This window comes from Evtepia gabavorous (assembly GCF_003425665.1).
Classification (GTDB): Bacteria; Bacillota; Clostridia; order Oscillospirales; family Oscillospiraceae; genus Evtepia; species Evtepia gabavorous.
Map to the genome: position 1 here is coordinate 36,940 of NZ_QQRQ01000007.1, position 18,456 is coordinate 55,395.

15 protein-coding genes are annotated in these 18,456 nt (G+C 53.6%); 7 read left to right on the forward strand and 8 right to left on the reverse strand.

Annotation, left to right across the window (positions count from 1 at the left end; genetic code table 11):
* Positions 1-94: 94 nt before the first annotated feature.
* From DV520_RS05805 to DV520_RS05840, 8 genes are all read right to left on the reverse strand, one after another.
* A complete protein-coding gene (locus DV520_RS05805) occupies positions 95-2,446 on the reverse strand; it encodes a virulence-associated E family protein (RefSeq protein ID WP_117142101.1) in 2,352 nt (783 codons plus the stop codon).
* On the reverse strand, positions 2,443-2,868 hold the full coding sequence (locus tag DV520_RS05810) for a DUF7768 domain-containing protein (protein WP_117142156.1): 426 nt from the start codon (positions 2,866-2,868) through the stop codon (positions 2,443-2,445). The genes DV520_RS05805 and DV520_RS05810 overlap by 4 nt, the downstream gene beginning before the upstream one ends.
* Before the next feature lie 10 nt (positions 2,869-2,878).
* Positions 2,879-4,819, reverse strand: coding sequence for a DNA polymerase (locus DV520_RS05815; RefSeq protein WP_117142102.1), 1,941 nt, complete (start codon positions 4,817-4,819; stop codon positions 2,879-2,881).
* Between the two features lie 66 nt (positions 4,820-4,885).
* On the reverse strand, positions 4,886-5,437 hold the full coding sequence (locus DV520_RS05820; protein WP_117142103.1) for a DUF2815 family protein: 552 nt from the start codon (positions 5,435-5,437) through the stop codon (positions 4,886-4,888).
* Positions 5,438-5,441: 4 nt separating this feature from the next.
* Complete coding sequence (locus DV520_RS05825) at positions 5,442-6,584, reverse strand: DUF2800 domain-containing protein (protein ID WP_117142104.1); 1,143 nt, start codon at positions 6,582-6,584, stop codon at positions 5,442-5,444.
* Positions 6,584-6,895 carry an rRNA biogenesis protein rrp5 gene (locus DV520_RS05830; RefSeq protein ID WP_117142105.1) on the reverse strand — a complete coding sequence of 104 codons (312 nt, stop codon included), beginning with the start codon at positions 6,893-6,895 and terminating at the stop codon, positions 6,584-6,586. The genes DV520_RS05825 and DV520_RS05830 overlap by 1 nt, the downstream gene beginning before the upstream one ends.
* Positions 6,888-7,088 (reverse strand): hypothetical protein, encoded by a 201-nt coding sequence (locus DV520_RS05835; protein ID WP_117142106.1) that lies wholly within the window; start codon positions 7,086-7,088, stop codon positions 6,888-6,890. The genes DV520_RS05830 and DV520_RS05835 overlap by 8 nt, the downstream gene beginning before the upstream one ends.
* Before the next feature lie 76 nt (positions 7,089-7,164).
* On the reverse strand, positions 7,165-7,563 hold the full coding sequence (locus DV520_RS05840; protein WP_117142107.1) for a sigma factor-like helix-turn-helix DNA-binding protein: 399 nt from the start codon (positions 7,561-7,563) through the stop codon (positions 7,165-7,167).
* A 398-nt stretch (positions 7,564-7,961) separates the two neighbouring features.
* Between DV520_RS05840 and DV520_RS05845 the strand changes: the two genes are divergently transcribed.
* The 7 genes from DV520_RS05845 (at position 7,962) to DV520_RS05875 (ending at position 18,452) form a co-directional block, all read left to right on the forward strand.
* Positions 7,962-8,825, forward strand: a complete 864-nt coding sequence (locus DV520_RS05845; protein WP_117142108.1) for a hypothetical protein — start codon at positions 7,962-7,964, stop codon at positions 8,823-8,825.
* A 4-nt stretch (positions 8,826-8,829) separates the two neighbouring features.
* Positions 8,830-9,492, forward strand: a complete 663-nt coding sequence (locus DV520_RS05850; protein WP_117142109.1) for a hypothetical protein — start codon at positions 8,830-8,832, stop codon at positions 9,490-9,492.
* A 33-nt stretch (positions 9,493-9,525) separates the two neighbouring features.
* Positions 9,526-9,726, forward strand: coding sequence for a helix-turn-helix domain-containing protein (locus tag DV520_RS05855; protein ID WP_117142110.1), 201 nt, complete (start codon positions 9,526-9,528; stop codon positions 9,724-9,726).
* 33 nt (positions 9,727-9,759) lie between these two features.
* On the forward strand, positions 9,760-12,048 hold the full coding sequence (locus DV520_RS05860) for an AAA family ATPase (RefSeq protein WP_117142111.1): 2,289 nt from the start codon (positions 9,760-9,762) through the stop codon (positions 12,046-12,048).
* A gap of 70 nt (positions 12,049-12,118) precedes the next feature.
* On the forward strand, positions 12,119-14,209 hold the full coding sequence (locus tag DV520_RS05865) for a type I restriction-modification system subunit M (protein WP_117142157.1): 2,091 nt from the start codon (positions 12,119-12,121) through the stop codon (positions 14,207-14,209).
* Between the two features lie 12 nt (positions 14,210-14,221).
* Positions 14,222-15,496 (forward strand): restriction endonuclease subunit S domain-containing protein, encoded by a 1,275-nt coding sequence (locus tag DV520_RS05870; protein WP_117142112.1) that lies wholly within the window; start codon positions 14,222-14,224, stop codon positions 15,494-15,496.
* Positions 15,489-18,452 carry a type I restriction endonuclease subunit R gene (locus DV520_RS05875; protein ID WP_117142113.1) on the forward strand — a complete coding sequence of 988 codons (2,964 nt, stop codon included), beginning with the start codon at positions 15,489-15,491 and terminating at the stop codon, positions 18,450-18,452. The genes DV520_RS05870 and DV520_RS05875 overlap by 8 nt, the downstream gene beginning before the upstream one ends.
* The last annotated feature ends 4 nt before the right edge of the window (positions 18,453-18,456 follow it).

Sequence of the window (18,456 nt, forward strand, 5' to 3'; positions counted from 1 at the left end):
TATTTCCTTTATCTTTCGATATATAATAAATGTTGGGAACACAGGAACGCTGCCCCTGGGAACTTGTTCCCGAAATTTGTGCCTGAGCGTCTCTTCATTGGGAACACCCCTTCGGAACAAAGACGTACTGCGGCCCGTAGAGGGGGATGCGCACCTTGCTCTCCGCCCGTTTCCAGCCCAGCCGCGCCAGGATACCCGTCAGCTCATTGCTGTCAGTGCGACGCAGGTTGGCCCGTTCCTTGCCGAAGCACTCGCACCAGATCTCCATGTTGGACACACTGGTGCGCTTCACCGTCCCCTTTTCCTGCAAGTTGCCGAAGTCGGAGCCGGCGAGGAAATTGCGGCGTTCAAAGAGGTCCATCTCCGCCCAGCGTTCCGGCAGAAGGGTGTCCATATATTCCCGCACCAGCCCCTCGCGCTCATCGGACTCCATGGCTTCCCGCTGCTCATCCTTGGCCAGCGCGTCCATTTCGGGAGAGAGGTAGAGCTTCTCACCCTGCCGCACATACATGAGAGCTTCCGCCCAGATCTGGAGGATCTCCTCGTGGGTCAGGTTCCAGGACTGCTTCTTTCCGCTGCCGGGGGTCTTGACCGGCCAGAAGCGGCGGTTGCCGGTGGTGTCCCGCAGATACCCGGACTCGGCGTTAGTGGTGCCGAAGAACACGCACTGGCGCAGATGGGGCGTGGCCCGTTTGCCGAACGCCGCCCGGTAGATGTCGTTCTGCCGGGAGAGAAAGGAGCGCAGGGTCTCCACCTCAGCCTTCTTCAGCCCGGCCAGCTCACCGATCTCCAAGATCCAGTACCCCTGGAGCTTCTCGGCGGCGGTTTTGTCCTTGGTGTCGCCCAGGTTCAGGCTGTCCGAAAACCACTCTCCGGCCAGCTTGGCGATGAGGGTGCTCTTGCCCACACCCTGGGGACCGTTGAGCACCAGCATGGAGTCGAACTTGCAGCCCGGACGCAGCACCCGGCTGATGGCGGCGCAGAGGGTCTTCCGGGTCACCGCCCGGACATAGGCGGTGTTGCCGGCGCCCAGATAGTCCACCAGCAGGGTGTCCACGCGGGGAACCTTATCCCATTCCGGCAGACTTTCGATGAACTCCCGAATGGGATGATAGGCCCGGTCATCCGCCACTTTGGTCACGGCGATGTCGTAGTTCCGTGCGGAGAAGGTGCCGTAGTGGGCGTCCACATAGCTGATAAGCTGGGCGTCATCGGCGTCCCGCCAGAACTTGGAGGGATGCTTCCAGGGCACCTCGCCCTTGATCTCCATCCCGTCCAGGAGCTGGTTGAACACCACGCCCTTGAGGTTGGGGTCGTTCTCCAGAATGAGGGTCAGGTTGTGCAGGGTGTTCTTCACATGGCCGGACTTGTCCAGCTCCAGGCCGTTCTGCCAGTCCTCATCGGAAAACTCGGCGCTGGCCTGGGCGATGCGCTCCTCGGCGAAGACCGCTTTGACCTTATCGTCCGCCAGGGCAAGGTCGCTCATGGCTTTGAAGGAGGGTAGCTTGCCCGGCGGGGTGTCCAGCCCCACGTTTTCGTCCAGCTCCCGGAATTTGTGGAGCCGCACCAGGTCGAAGGCGTTTAACAGCTTTCCGCAGACCGGATCGGTGGCGTGGTGGCTGTAGGCAAACTTCCCATCGTACACCACTACGCCGGCGGCGGAGTCTGCGGGGATGTAGTCATAGCGCCCATTCATAGCGGACGGTTCGTAGACATCGGTGAGGAAGGCTTCAATGGCTTCCTCAATGGTGTAGGCGCGGCAGAAAGCGCCCACGATACCGGTCTTTTCCAGAGGGTCGGCCTGCTGGGTGATGCTCCGGCGCACCGCTTCGGACTGGCGAGAGGAAACCGGCCAGGTGGAGGCGTCGTGCCAATCGGCGTACTTGGCGAGATAGGCGTCCGGGTCCAACAGCGGGCCTTCCTTGGTTTTGTAGAAGAACTCGCCGTTTGCGGAGGTGGAAGGCCAGTACATCAGGCGGCAGGCTTCATAGGTGGTATCGTCAAACAGGTCGATGCCGATCTCCTTGGCTACCATCCGGGCCACAGCCGGATACTCCTCCTCGGTGATATCGCGGGCCAAGGGGATGATCATCCGCAGCCGGGGATGCTCCGGCGTGTGTTTATGGGTGGAGTAGACGCAGCACTGAAAGTCGTGGAGCAGGTCGATCTCGTCCCAGACCCCAGGTTTGCCGTAGTCCATATCCAGGGTGAGCATGGAGCGGCAGAGTACCATGCCGTTCTTGCGCCTCCCCTCCCGGAGCTGACCGCCCACGAAGCCGCCCACGTCCTTGATGTTGTCCTGGGCGCCCTTCTTCAGCTTGCGGTATTCCTCCACGGTCTCCGTGGTGCGGATGGTGGAGCCGACCCTGGCGCACAGGTCTTCCCAGGAGATGTCCCGGTTCTTCCACTTCTTATCCATGCGGCTGTTGCCTACAGCGATTTTCATACGGACACCTCCTGGCAGTTCTCCGTGAAATAGCGGATGGTCTGGCCTTTGCGCCTGGCCTTCTCGATCTCGATGCTCATGCCTTTGGAGACGGTGTCCCCGAACACCCACAGCTCGGCGCATTTGGTGAGCAGAACGATGTCCATGAACAGGGCCAGATCCCGCTCCCTGGGGTTGGCGTCATCCATGAACTGGGGAAAGTACAGATGGGGCGCGATTGGGATATACCCGGCGTCCACGGCGAAGCGGCAGTAGCGCACCGCCTTTTCCTGGTTGCCCTCCAGATCCCCGGAGAGCGGTGAGCAGATATACACGACCGGACGGAAGGAGCGGAGCTTGCGCGCCTCGTTCTCAATCCGGGTCAGGGCTTCGTAGGCCGTAGGGTCGTAGTAGCCCTCACAGTTGAATTTGTTGATTCCCATAAGGGTCACCTCAGTCTTTCTGATAAAAGTCGCAGACATAACCGTCTGCCCGGAGCAGCAGCCCTTCCGCCCAGGCGGGGGTCTGGCCCATGATAGCGCAGATGTCATCCAGGGATGCGTCCGCCGGAGCTTCGATGACCGCTTCGTCATGGACGTGCATGACGATTGAGTACCCCGCCGCTTCCAGCCGGCGCATGGCTTCCACCAGGATGTCGCGGGCGGTGGCCTGGACGATGTTCTCCACAAATTTGGGGCCGTAGCTCTCCAGTCGCAGCCACTTTTTCTGTTCGCCCACACCCTCGTAGGTGACGGACTCGCTGCCATAGCGGTTGACGCCCATCTTGGGCTTCACATACACCAGCTTTCTGCCGGAGGGGAGCGCGATGAACATCATGCCGCTTTGGTAGAAGAAGCGGATGCCGTGCGTCTCGGCGGGAACTCTGTCCCGGACGCAGGTAGCGGCGGCGCGGTCTACATCCCACCAGAACTTCACGATCCGGGGGTTGGACTGCCGCCATGCGTCCACCAAGGGCTTCAGCTCTTCCTCGGTCAGGCCGTAGTTCAGAGCGCCCATGGCTTTCAGCGTCCCCACCGAGCCGCCGTAGCCCAGGGCCAGCTCCGCGATTTTGCCCTTCTGCCGGAGATGGCCGTTAACGCCGTGTTTGACCACGGGGACATGGAACATCTGGCTGGCCGAAGCGCAGTAGATGTCACCGCCCTGGGCGAACACCTCCTGCCGCCACTGCTCTCCGGCGATCCAGGCGATGACCCGCGCTTCGATGGCCGAAAAGTCCGCCACGAAGAAGCGGCATCCCGGCTTGGGGATAAAGGCGGTGCGAATCAGTTCGGAAAGCACCAGCGGGACGGAATCGTAGAGCAGCTCCACGGCGTCAAAGCGCCCGTCCCGCACCAGTGTCCTGGCCTGTTTCAGATCGGGCAGATGGTTCTGCGGAAGGTTCTGCACCTGGATGAGCCGCCCGGCAAATCTGCCGGTTCGGTTGGCTCCGTAAAACTGGATCAGCCCACGGGCGCGGTCATCCGGACAGACCACCGACTCCATGGCGGTGTATTTCTTGACGCTGCTTTTGGCCAGCTCCTGCCGCAGGGACAGGGCCAGCTCCACCTCGCCCTCCGCATGGAACAGAAGTTCCAGTACGGATGCTTTGGAGAGGGACTCGGCTTCCACACCCTTTTCCGCCAGCCACGCTTTGAGCTGGGCGGGGCTGTTGGGGTTCTCCAGCCCGGTGACCGAGCGGGCCTGTTCCAGATGGGTGCGCTTGAACCGCTCGTCACAACGGATGGCCTGGGTCACCAGGGTGCGGTCCAGCAGAATGCCCCGGTCGTTGATGCGCTGGTCGAGATGGTAGTTCTCCCACTCCTCCTGGGAGACCGGGAAACGGGACAGTCTCTGCTGGATGGACATCTCCGTCTCTACATCCCGGAGGTTGTAGGCTTTGAAGGCGGCCCACTTCTCCGGCGCGTCTGTAGGAAGGCGGCGAAAGGTGGAGCCATCCCTGGCCTTCGCCGGTGTGCAGAAATAGCGCACCAGGTCTTTGCCCTCCTTGAGTTTCTGCTTCTCCAGGCCCAGCACGGCGCCGGCCCCCTCCAGAGAGAGGGGCAGACCCAGGGTAGCAGACCACACCATGGTGCAGTACCAGGAGTCGGGGTCCAGGTATTGTCCGACAGGGTACCCCAGGTGCCGGGAGAGACACACCCGCTCGAACTGTGCGTTGAAGGCCCACTTGGACACCGCAGGGTCTGTCAGCGCAGCCAGCACATCGGCGGGGATGCGTTCGCCGATGGTGAGATCCACCACCCGGACGGGGCCGCTGTCCACGGAATAGCCGAACAGCAGCACTTCAAACTCCGGGACCTGGCAGTAGCGGTACACGCCGCACTTGGCCAGCGGCTCCGGGGAAAAGGTTTCAATATCGATGGATAGCGTTTTCATAGGATCTCCTTTCCCGCAACGTAAGGGCGGCAGAGGTCGCCCTCCGCCACCCTCGCCGGATGGTTGTTAGGAAAGGAAATCGTCATCGAAATCGGTGGAGAAGTCATCAGCGGCAGAGGAACGACCACCCAGAGGTTCACCGTCCCGCACCTTCTGGATGTTGCCCAGGCCGCAGGCGATGCTGCGGTTGCCGTTGGAGTTGAAGGCGTAGAAGTTGATGGACACACGGGCGTAGCAGCCGGAGTAGACCTCGGCGCGGTCCAGGATGGGCTGCACGGAGCGGTCCACAATCTGGGGTGCGGTGGTGCTGTTGGCGTTCACGAAGTAGGCGCCCTTGTAGGCTTCATCGTCCCGCTCCAGATCACCGTCCCGCAGGGGGAGCTTCAGCGCGGCCTTGTTGGGGATCTTCCCGCCGAACTTGGCGGCTCCGTCCTTGATGGCGGCGTCCACGGCGGCGTTGATGGCATCGATGGTCTTGGTGTCGGTCTTGGGGATGATGAGGGAAACGCTGTACTTGGGGTTGCTTCCGTTGATGGAAGCCGGCTCCCAAACGTTGGCGTAGGACAGGCGGACAACACCGGTGACCACCTTGGTCGGGTTCTTGTGATTGACAGACATATCGTTATACCTCCGTAATTTCAGTAAATTCTTGGGCGGCATCCATCGTGCTGATGGCCGGACGCCTGTCGGATACCGGAACCAGGGTCGGCCTGCCCTTGGGCTTTTCGACCAGGCTACCGAGCACCTCGGCAAAGGCCTTTTTGCCCATGAGCTTCTCCATCTCGGTGATGGGGATGAGGGTCTTCTTGAAGATGTCGTGGTACCCGGCGGCGTTGGCGGCGCGGATCACGGCTTCCTCATCTGTGTACTTGCGGTTGGTGCGGCTCTCCACCAGCTTGAATCCGTGCCACACCTTGCCGTGGTGGATGGCGGCGTCCTGGGCGTAGGCTTCGATTTCGCCGGCCCACTTGGTCAGGCCGGGCAGACGGGAGAGTATGTCCTCGATCTCCGCATCGGTGAGGAGCGGCGGCATGGCGAACTCGTACTTGGCGAGCTGGAGCTTGGCTTCCGCTCTGGCGCGGCACTTCACCGCCGCCTTGCAGAAGGTACACCAGGGGCCAGGAACATAGTCCCCTTCACCCTGGTAGGCCATTTCCGCTTTAGTCTTGAGGGTGTGTTCCACCCACTCCATGAGCTGCTCCACGGAGATGGTCCAGGTGGACACGTTCTCTCGGCGGGGCTGGTAGATGCTCATGTCAACCTGGGTAATGTCATAGAGATGGTCGAACTGTCGGAGCGCGCCCAGGGCGTACAGCATCATCTGGGGATTTTCCTCTGCGTCTACCAGGACGCCCTGCCCGTACTTGAAATCGATGATGTGCAGGAGCTTGTCCGCCACGATCAGGCAGTCGCCGGTGCCGAAGCCGTCCGGCACATAGCAGGAGAAGTCCAGCCGCTGTTCAATGAGGACAAGAGGGTCGGCGCAGAGCGCCTTGGCTTCCTCCAGCTGTTCCAGCACAAACTCCACATACCCATCGGTATAGGCGTCCATTTCATCGCAGTCATATGGGCTGACGGGCTTCCGGGAACGCAGCTTCAGTGCCTTTTTGAGCTTGTGCTCAGCCAGAGCGTGAGCAGCGGTGCCTTCGGCTGCGGCTTCCGTCTCCCGGTCGGCGAACTCCAGCTCCAGCCGCGCCGAGGGGTTGCAGTGGAGCCATCGATGGGCGCCGCTGGCAGAGAGAACAGCGTGTTTGGAGGGCGGCATCAGAGCACCTCCGCATCCTTCAGCAGAGCCGGGTAGTGCTTGGGGTCCACCGACGACAACTTCGGAGCGCCGTACTTCTGCAGCAGTTCCCGGACCGCTTCGGTCTTCCCGTCATGGCTTTTTTCAGCCAGCACCGCCCGAACCTGCTCCAGCGTGACCGCCGGCTCCTTGGGAGGAGACGGAGCGGCCTTCTGTACCGGCTCGGCTTCCGGGGCTTCTCCCTGGGTCATGGCGTCCGCCAACGACTGGAGACTGTCGGCGAGGGAGCGCATATCCTCCACCACATCCAGGAGGAGTTTGATCTTACTCACAGGCCGCACCTCCCTCCGACAGCTCGGTGATGTCCAGGGATTCCACGGTGTTGCCGGGAATGAGGATCATCACCCGCTCTTTGCGGCCCAGGAGCCGGGTGAGCATCTTCTCCCGCAGGGTCACACTGCGGCATCTGACCACCCCGCCGTTCTGCGGCTCCTTGGACACGCTGATCTTCAGCTTGTGCCTCATGGCGTTCATCCTTTCTGGAAGGCTGCTTTTCTTGCTCCTTCCGACATACGGCCAGGAGAAAGGCCGAATATGAGGGTCAGCCCAGAAGTTTTTTCAATTTCTTTTTCACGGTCTGCAAACGGTGGGAAATGGCGGACTGCGTCACGCCCGTCCGGGCGGCGTAGTCGTTGACGCTCACGTTTTCAAAATAGATGGCCCGGACCATTTCCTGCTGGTCGGGGGAGAGCTGCCGGATTGCGGCGTGGAGCCGCTCCTCATCGGTGGGGCCGGCAAAGAGAGCTTCTAAGCCGGAATCCTCTACGGCGTAGTCCATGCCCTCGTAGACCTTGCCCTCCAGCGAGTAATGCCGGCGGGTCTCCTTATGATCGTTGTTGTACTCCTGGCGGTCCAAGTCAATGAGGATCTCGCCCCAATCATCGGGGATTTCGATAGAAACAGTTTCTCCGTCAGAAAAATGGTAGCGGTACGCAAACATAGTGAATGCCCTTTCCCGACGAGAAAAGGGCACCACAAAAGGCCAAAAAACTCGCCGTTTTTTTTAACGGGAGCCTTTGGCTCATTTTCAAATATTGGTTGTCAATCGACTTATCACGGCCTCACCTCAACGACTTACAACTTTGCGAAATCCAACAAATGGCCTTGAGGTTTTCACAGGGCATATCTAATCGTTTATAGCGTCAGCCGCCATAGTTGGTAAGGTTAATTAGGTCGAAAGCAGAAACTTCCTGTGCTCATGGTCATACGAGCACAGGAAGAGATTGTATTTTTGTATTTCTTGCGATATAATATGAATTAGTTGGGTTTGATATGGACTTCCTAATGCAATAGGTTTCTGTTATCTTGAAAGATGTCTGAGATTTGGAGGAACAACTTGTGACAACAAACGAATATCCTCGCCTGTGCGGAGGCACTTTCTTCACGTTGGTGTTGCAAGCCCTCCGGCAACGAATGAAAGCGAGAGAACATTATTCTGGTGATAGCGATGGCCTATCCGATCCAGAAGTGCTGGTGGGTCTGATTAAGGTAATCAATCCAGATTACACAGATCCCGGCAAGGAGAATCTGAAAGTCACAGCGAACAACTACAAAGCCTGCAAAATATCGAACAGCACATACCTGCCTTTTGATGATGAACAGGTAATATCGGCATTTGATTCCAAAGTGAGAACGGCCTATCAATCCGTTCTAAATCGAATGATCGGATTCGTGAATGACTTCCTTGATATAAGTGAGGTGGTACATAAGGACGTCAATCTTGTACGAGCGCTCATCGATTTGGTCCAACAGGATCAAACCATCCAGGCTGGGGACGAGTTCTTTGTCGAGCCAAATGGAGAGAAAAAGAAAAAGGCCGCACTTGGCGACCTTAAGGAAGTATGCCTCCCATCGTTCCTACTTGGCATTTGGCATTATGTTGTTGTAAACCGAAAGGACAACAGCATCGGCAAGAAGACCTATGATGCATGGTGTCCATCTACAGGCGGAGGTCAAAGAAAATATACAGCTCACATGGGCGAAGGAATTCTGGAAGGTCTGATTACCTATTTAGTGGATACTGTAGATAAGCCAACGACGGATGCTGAGCCGGTCGAGACTGTCATCATTGAGGATGAACAAAAACAGTCGGTCCAACAGACCGTAAACAATCCCTTCGTATTTAATTTCAACCAGTATGGCAACAACGGTACACAGATAGGCCATGTTGAGAATTACTATGGCGGTAAGAAGGAGGATTGAGCCTATGAGCGATGATACACAGATTGCGAAGATTGGCAACAATCTTCCTCAACCGGGCCGGCCGCAGCAGCCGATTCAGGCAAACCTGAATCAGTACGGAAACGATAGTACACAGATTGCGTATGTTCAACACTACGACGCCACTACAAATCAGACGGTGCTCATTATGCAAGGCGCCCAGCCAGCCGGTGGAACTGTCGTTGGACAAGGTGTCACATTCAACTATGACTGTTTCAATTTCTTTGTCCTCGGAACCGAGCAATATGACGGCCCAACATTCATTGTTCCAAAGAATCGGGCTTTAACAGAAAGCACGTCGGACGAGATGAAGGCACGGTGTGCCGCACTTACTCCAGAGGCGATTGAGATTGTTAAGACTTTTCCAGCACTGTTTTGTAGTGAGAATCATAATTTCACAAAAACCGATCCCGATCACATGGCCTATTACGGTTATGTGACGGATATAAAAGTGCAGGATAATGGAATCAAAATATATTTCACCAAACTGAATGCACTGCCTCAGCAGGTCTTGATAGACCTTGCTGCAGATCTATGCATTGGCGGTGCAAAGGCTTATAACGAACTCAGTCGGACGCATTGGGCAATCAAGCGAATTAATCTGGTGGAGGTTCTTGAAAAAGCAGGATACAGAGTATTCAAACTTTAAGCTTCACGGTTATGCAAAAATGGAGGTAACACGATGAGCCGCGAATATGAAGAAATGCAAGTTGAGAAGTGGGTTAATCTGGAAGATGTGGCTGAGCATCTAAGCATTAGTCAAGATACAGTTCGCACATGGATAAAAGAAGGAAAGCTGCCCGTGTACAGGGCCGGTAAACGATATAAATTTAAAATTTCCGAAGTGGATGAATGGGTTCGCGAAGGGAAAATTCAGGAGTGAGATTAGATATGGAAATAGGAGGGTGAAAAACGGATGCAACGTAAGGTTCCTTCGGCAATTGCGAATATTACGCTCAATAGAGCAACCTTTACAGATGTCTTGATAGACGGACTCACATTCGTCAACTTTTTCTATGGTAATAACGGTGCAGGGAAATCTTCTATCGCCCATGCTATAGCAGAGGATGATGGTGTTGTCTGGGCCGATGGCAAAACCGTCGACGACTTTGATGTGCTCGTTTATAATCAGGATTTCATCAACGACAACTTTGTAAATTACGGTGATCTCAAAGGCGTCTTTATCTTTGGTGAAGAGGATATCGAGGCCAAAAAGAAAATCGCTGAACTCACAAATCAGAAAAAGCAGAAAATGGATGCTCGTCAGACCGCGCTTGATGAGTACAAAAAGAAGTCAGACGGTCTCGCATCTGCACTGACGCAGTTCCAGGACACATGCTTTTCTAAGACGGCCAGTATTCGTCGTCGCTTTGAAAAGTGCATGGACGGTAAGAAGCAGAAAAAGAACTTTGCAGAAGCCGTTCTCGGTGAAGTGAAACCGATTGACCACGATCTGGCAGAGTTGGAGCGTCTTTATGACGTTGCCTTCGATGATTCGGCCAGAGCGTATCCAGAGTTCAAAAAAGCAGCTGCTACCACCTACGGTAGCCTCCCCGGAAAGGATCTGCTCGACAGGATGATTGTCAGTAGCAGCGATACGCCTTTCGCAAAATTCATGAAGGCCCTTGGTGACACTGCTTCTGACTGGGTTCGTGATGGCCATACCCATTATGCTGGTGCAGCTGGCGGAAAATGCCCGTACTGCCAGCAGAGGCTCCCTGCGAACTTTGAGGCAGATATAGCTGCTACATTTGACGCTCAGTACCAGCAGGACATTCGTGATCTTGGTCAGTTCCAGACTATATATGAAAGAGAGACCAGAGAGATTGTCCGGGCGATTCAGGCAAATGCCAGCGACGTTATGCCGACGATTGATCTGATGGCTTATCAGGAAAAACTCGCCTTGCTGGAGAGCAACTTTGAAATCAATCGCCAGCGTATAGCTGAAAAGGTCAAAGAGCCTTCGAAGACTATCTCACTTGAGGACACTGACACGCTCCTGCTTGAGATCGGTGCCATGATCGATGAGATCAATAAGCAGATCAAGGCAAACAACGATGTTGTTTCTGCTAAGCGGTCCAGTAAGACGAAGTGCAAGACGGAAATCATGCAGTATCTTGCGTTCATGCTTGCCGCTGATGTGAAAAGTTACCAGGACGAAGTGGCTCGTCTCCAGAAGGAAATCGAGGACGTCACAGAGCGTGGAAAGAAGCTCAAAAAGGAAATTGGAGATCTTACCACAGAGATTTCTGCCCTGAACAAGCATAATGCAAACACTGAAGCGGCCATTGATAGTATCAATAAAATCCTGCGGGACTCCGGTTTCCAAGGCTTCGGCATTCGTGCCAAGACCGGTGTAGAAAATGTATATGAGGTTATCCGCGAGGATGGCTCCGTGGCCGAAAACCTCAGTGAAGGCGAGCGTAACTTCATCGCATTCCTGTACTTCTACCATCAGGTTCGTGGCAGCATGAGCAGCGAGGAAATCAAAGAGAAGATCGTCGTTATCGATGATCCGGTATCCAGCATGGATAGCACAGCCTTGTTCCTCGTCAGTGCAATCGTCCGTGAGATGGTCAACGTCTGCCGGAACAATACCGAGTACCTGAATCCGAAAGTTCCAGGCGACTACATCAAGCAGCTGTTCGTGCTGACGCATAACGTGTATTTCCACCGTGAAGTCACTTATCAGCAGGTTGGATATTATAACTGTACGTCTTTCTACATGATTCGGAAAAACGACAACATTTCCACCATCAAACTCTGTAAGCGGCAGAGCAAGGAGATTCCGTCTGAAGAGGAGAATTATAATCCGGTTCAGAACTCCTATGCTGCTTTATGGGACGAGCTTCGTGACCTCCAGTCTACAATTCCGGCATTAAACGTGATGCGACGTATTCTGGAATATTATTTCCTACAGCTTTGCGGCTATGAAGGAAGCGATCTTCGCGAGATTGTGCTGGATGAACATCGGAATAAGTTCATTAAACAGGTCGAGGGTGAGAAGCCGGATATGACCGACTACCAGCTGGCGTCTTCTTTGCTGGCCTATATCAACAATCCTAACGGCATCAGTGACGGGCTGAACTATGTGGAGGATTGCGAGGATGTTGAGGCTTATAAGAGGGTCTTCAAGATGATCTTCGATGCCCTCGGTCAAATCCAGCACTACAAAATGATGACTGGCAAAAGGATCGAGTCCTGATCATTTTAGACGGATGAGTATGTATGATAAGGCAGCAAAGCTCTGCCGAATGAAAAGCGAGGTAACCAGCATGGCTGATAAAAAGATAATCGATGCAATGTGGGACGATTCTCCGGTAGACGTTTCTACAGAGGTGAATTTTATATGGTCCATCGCCAATAAGCTGCGTGGTACATATCAGAGCGATAAATACAAGGATGTCATCATTCCGATGGTCATCATCCGCCGCTTTGAGTGCGCTCTTGCGCCCACGAAGGCCAAGGTCGTGGAGACCTATAAGGCGAATCCAAATTATCCGGCGAAAGCGATGTACCGTCTGTCCGGATTCCAGTTCTACAATACCAGTGAGTTTGATCTTGCAGAGCTGGTCAACGACTCCGACCACCTGGCGGCCAACTTTAAGGCATACATCCAGGGCTTCTCTGCCAATATTCAGGATATTATCCGCAGCCTGGATTTTGACAAGCAGATCGACAAGATGGACAAGAACAATCGGTTGCTCTCTGTGGTAAAGGCGTTCTCTGAGTTGGATCTCGATCCGCACACCATCGACAACGTGAAGATGGGCTACATATTTGAAGACCTAATCCGCAGATTTTCTGAAAATGCGGAAGCTGGCGACCACTACACCGGCAGGGACATCATCAAGCTGATGGTCAACATCCTGCTGGCGGAAGGCTGTGATGATATCTTTGATGACGGAAAGGTCATCACCGTATTGGATCAGGCGTGTGGCACGGGTGGTATGCTCTCCACCAGCTATAATTTCATCAAGCGCTACAATCCCTCTGCCGATGTGCGTCTGTTCGGTCAGGAAATCAACCCGGAGTCCTATGCCATCTGCCTGGCCGAGATGATGATTAAGGGGCAGAACGCCGAAAATATCTGCTACCAGGACACCATGAAGGCCGACCGCTTTAAGGGCACGAAAATGCGCTTTGTTATCGAAAATCCGCCGTTTGGAACCCCGTGGGGCGGCAAGGACGCTGCCGAGGGTGTGGAACAGGCGGTTCAGGACGAGTACAAGAAAGGCTTTGACGGACGCTGGGGCGCAGGTCTGCCGGGCTCTGGCGATATGCAGATGCTGTTTCTGCAGTCTGCCGTAGACAAAATGGATGAGCATTTGGGCCGTGCCGCCATCATTGAAAACGGCAGTCCACTGTTTTCCGGCGGCACATCTTCCGGCGAAAGCCAGATCCGCCGCTGGATGCTGGAAAACGATTTGATTGAGGCGATCATCGCCCTGCCGGTGGATCTGTTTTACAACACAGGCATTGCCACCTATATCTGGGTGCTTTCCAAGAACAAGCGCCCCAAACGCAAAGGAAAGGTCCAGCTAATCGACGCCTCCAGCTTTTTCAAGAAGCTGCGCAAGGCCCTAGGTGACAAGAAAAACGAAATCTCTCCCGAAGACCGCACCGCCATTACCAAGCTGTATGCGGACTTCGCGGAGAACGAATATTGCAAAATTTATCCCAACGAGGAGTTCATCTACCGGGAGTATGTAGTGATGCAGCCTCTCCAGCGCAGCTATGCCATTACGGCGGAGCGCATGGAAGCGATGTTGTCCAAGGGGTCGCTGTCCTCCCTGTATGACCAGGCGAAGGTCGATGAGATAGAAAATATGGAGGAGCCGACCGGCAAGGATTTAAAGAAGTTGGAAAACTACCAGCACAATCAGCCGGTCTATGAAGCCATTATCGCTGCACTGAAAGAAGCTGTATCGGATGAAATCTATCTCTCCCCGGCGGCATTCATGCCGGTGCTGACTCGTGCGCTTGCCAATGTGACCGCGGACAAGAAGCTGCTGGAGAAGATCGCAGACGGGCTATCTGCGATGGACAAGTCCGCCGAAATTCAGCGGGACCGCAAGGGAAATATTCTCTATGATAAGGAGACCAAGGATACGGAAATCGTCAAGTGGGAGGAGGACATCAAGGACTACATGGCCCGCGAGGTGCTGCCCCATATCCCGGACGCCCAGTGGTTCTTTGAGGAGAATCTGGGAGCCAAGAAGCCGGTGGTCAAGACCGGTGCGGAGATCCCCTTCACCCGCTACTTCTACAAATATCAGCAGCCAGTGCCCAGCGAGGAACTGGAAGCCAAATTTATGGAGCTGGAGCTTTCGGTGTCGAAGCGTGTGACGAAGCTGTTTGAGTGAGGTGGTGGTAGTATGAGAAAGATGAAAGATAGTGGAGTTAACTGGATAGGGCTGATTCCTGTCGATTGGAAGATTGATAACCCGAAATATCACTTCACACAGAGGAAAGATCGTGCACCACAAGGAATGGTACAGCTTACCGCCTCGCAAAAATATGGAGTCATTACTCAGTCTGAATATGTGGAGCGAACAGGTGCAAATATCGTTACAGTTCAAAAGGATTTTGATATTTTAAAGCTCGTATGTGCCGGGGACTTTGTAATACACATGAGAAGCTTTCAAGGCGGACTGGAATATAGCGAGAAGACTGGTAGCATTAGTTCTGCGTATGTAATGCTGATTCCTCACAAAACAATTCGTGTGCCGAGATATTATAAATGGTTTTTCAAATCAAGTAACTATGTTGATGCGTTAAGTAGCACATCAAATCTTGTACGTGATGGACAGGCAATGCGATGGGCCAATTTCATCCAACTGCCGATTACGTTACCGCCGGAAGAGGAACAAAACCGAATTGCTGATTACCTCGATGCCAAATGCGCCGAAATCGACGCCCTCACCGCCGACATTCAGACTCAAATCGACACTCTGGAGCAGTACAAGCGCTCCGTCATCACCGAGGCTGTGACCAAGGGGCTGGAGCCGGATGTGGAGATGAAGGATAGTGGGATTGCGTGGGTGGGGATGATACCGGCACATTGGCCTCTGCATCCTGTGTATACCTACTTCGGCGAGAGAAAGAACAAGAACAGATTCGGCGTGGAAGATAACTTGCTGTCTCTGAGTTATGGCAGAGTTATCCGCAAGGACATCAATACCAGTGACGGTTTGCTTCCTGAAAGCTTCAACACCTACAATATTGTTGAAGCTGGAGACATCATCATCCGCCCGACTGACTTACAGAATGATAAGCGTAGCCTGCGTACTGGCCTGGTTAAGGAACACGGTATTATTACATCGGCGTATATTGACCTGTGTCCAATCAAGGAAGTAGATTCGAGATATTTTCACTTTCTGCTCCATGCCTATGATGTTATGAAGGTGTTTTACAACATGGGCAATGGTGTGCGTCAGGGATTAAACTATTCTGAGTTTTCCCGATTGATGGTATTTGAGCCATCGTATGACGAACAGGTAGCTATTGCGGACCACCTTGATGCGAAATGTGCTGAGATTGATGACACTATCGCCCAAAAACAAGAACAGCTCTCCACATTGGAGGCTTACAAGAAATCTCTCATCTATGAGTATGTGACCGGAAAAAAGGAGGTGTCCTGCGGTGAATAATGTGTTATCTGAAAAAGACTATCAGAAATTCCTCCTGGAGCGGCTGGCAGACAACGGCTATGTCATCCGTAAGGCATCTCATTTCGACCGTCTGTTTGCGATGGATCGAGAGATGCTAATGAAGTTTCTGGCTGACACCCAGCCGGACACGATGGATTATCTGCGGAAGATATACAAAGATGACCTGGAGGACACCATCGTCAGCTTTATCAACGCAGAGACGACTAAGGCCAGGGGCAGTCTGATTGACGTGCTGAAGCACGGCATTGAGATCTCCAACCGCCAACTGGATCTGATGTACACCAAGCCCGCCACCACCTTTAACCCGGAGCTAACGAAGAAGTATGGGCAGAATATCTTCTCCGTCATGGAGGAGGTCTGGGCCAGCGACAAAGAGCGGATCGATGTGGTCATTTTCCTGAACGGTCTTGCAATCATCTCCTTTGAGCTCAAATGCAACACCGCTGGACAGTCCTATCAGGACGCTATTTACCAGTACCGCACCGAGCGCAACCCTAAGACCCGTCTGTTTCTGTTTAAGTCAGGCTGTCTTGTGAACTTTGCGATGGATTTAGAAGAAGTCTACATGACCACCAAGCTGGCGGGCGAGGCCACTTTCTTCCTGCCTTTCAACATGGGCAACGGTGAAGGTGTGACCGCCGGGGCGGGCAATCCGGCTTTTGAGGACAGATACAGCGTGTCATATATGTGGGAGGATATTTTGACCAAGGATACCGTGCTTGACCTCATCAGCAAGTTCATCTTTGTAGAGGTCAAGGAAAAGGTGGACGATGAAACCGGCAAAGTGAAGCGTTCTGAGAACCTCATCTTCCCGCGCTATCACCAGCTGGATGTCATCCGTAAGCTCCTCGCCGATGTTCGGGAAAACCGTACCGCTCAGAATTATCTGATCCAGCACAGTGCCGGTTCCGGTAAGACCAATTCCATCGCTTGGTTGGCTCACCGCCTGACTTCGCTCCACGATGCCGACAATAAGATCATCTTCGACAATGTCATCATCGTTACCGACCGTGTGGTAGTGGACAGGCAGCTCCAGAAAGCCATTATGGGCATGGAACATAAAGCCGGGCTGATCCGGGTGATGGACGATAAATGTAATTCCACTGATTTGGCGATTGCCCTCAACGGTAACACAAAAATCATTGCCACTACCATCCAGAAGTTTCCGTATATCGTGGACAGCGTGAAGGGGCTGAAAAATAAGCGGTTTGCCGTCATCATTGACGAGGCCCATTCCTCCACCGCCGGTAAGGATATGGCCGCTGTTACGATGTCTCTGGGCTCCGGCGAGCAGTTTGATGGCGATGTGGAGGACATGATCTCCGACGAGATCAAGCGCAACGGCAAACAAGCCAATGTGTCCATGTTCGCCTTTACCGCCACTCCGAAGCCTACCACCATTCAGCTCTTTGGTCGCTTGAACACCAAAGGTCAGCGGGAGGCTTTCCATGTCTACTCCATGAAGCAGGCCATCGAGGAAGGTTTCATTTTGGATGTATTGCAGAATTACACCGAATACTCGACCTTCTACCAGATCAATAAGGAAATTGAGGATGATCCCCGCTGTAAGACCAACGCAGCCAAGCGACAAATCGCCCGCTTTGTAGAGCTGCATGATACCAATATCTCGCAGCGGATCGAGGTCATTGTAGAGCATTTCCGCACCACCGTCATGCAGGAACTGGGTGGCCAGGCCAAGGCAATGGTTATCACCGCCTCTCGGCAAGCCGCCGTGAAGTATCGTCAGGCGTTTGAGGATTACATAGTGAAAAAAGGGTATGAGGGCATCCACGCCTTGGTAGCTTTTTCTGGCAAAGTGAAACTCCCAGATGATGAAACCGAATATACAGAGGCTTTTCTGAACGGCTTTCCGGAGGATCGGCTCACAAAAGAATTTGATACTGATGCCTACCAGGTGCTGTTGGTTGCAAACAAGTATCAGACTGGATTCGATCAACCGAAACTATGCGCCATGTATGTGCTGAAAAAGCTGCGTGGGGTGAATGCGGTCCAAACGCTTTCACGCTTGAACCGTATCTGCCCGCCTTACGATAAAAAGACTTTTGTCTTGGACTTCGTGAACAGCTATGAGGATATGAAAGCTGCATTTGCACCTTATTACACGACTACGCTTCTGTCAAATTCCGTGACGCCAAACGCCATTTACGACCTGGAGGCCAAGATCGATGCCTATGCGCTATTTGATCCTGCGGATATCGACAGTGCAAACGAGATCCTGTATGCGGAAAAAGTCACCGGCAAGCAGAAGCAGCGGCTGACCTTCTTCCTGCAAAAGAGCAAAAAGCTGCTGGATCACTATGAGTATGAGGAACAGCGAGAAGCGGTTGCGGCCATGCGCAGCTTTGTCCGCTACTACGAGTTCTTGTTGCAGGTGTCTTGCTTTGAGGATGTCGAACTGCACAAGAAGTATAACTTTATCGCTTACCTGCTGGCGTACATCAATATCAAGCATCCTGGTGCCGGTTTTAACCTTGACGGTAAAATTAAAGCATCCAACTTTATTCAGAAGAAGGGTGAAGAGCACGTTTCTCCAAACCTGGTGGCAAAGCCGGTGATGAAACTGCCCACGGCCGAGCACTTTGGCCTTACGGAAGACAAGGAGCAGCGGCTGTCAGAGATCATTGATGAGATAAACAGCCGCACCGGAAAATCCTATGATAACGATGTGGTGGTCAAGGCCATGCTTCAGATCAGGGATATTCTGATGAAATCAGAGAGACTTAAGACCAGCGCAAAGAATAATACGCAGACAGACTTCGAGTTCTCCTACTTTGATGACATTGACGATGCTCTCATCGAAGGGTTGTCCCAGAACCAGGATTTCTTTTCCCTTCTGCTTTCCAATGAGGAGATGAAACGGCAGGTTTTGGGTATCTTCTCCGAAGAAATCTATAAGAGTTTACGAGACGCATAGTGAG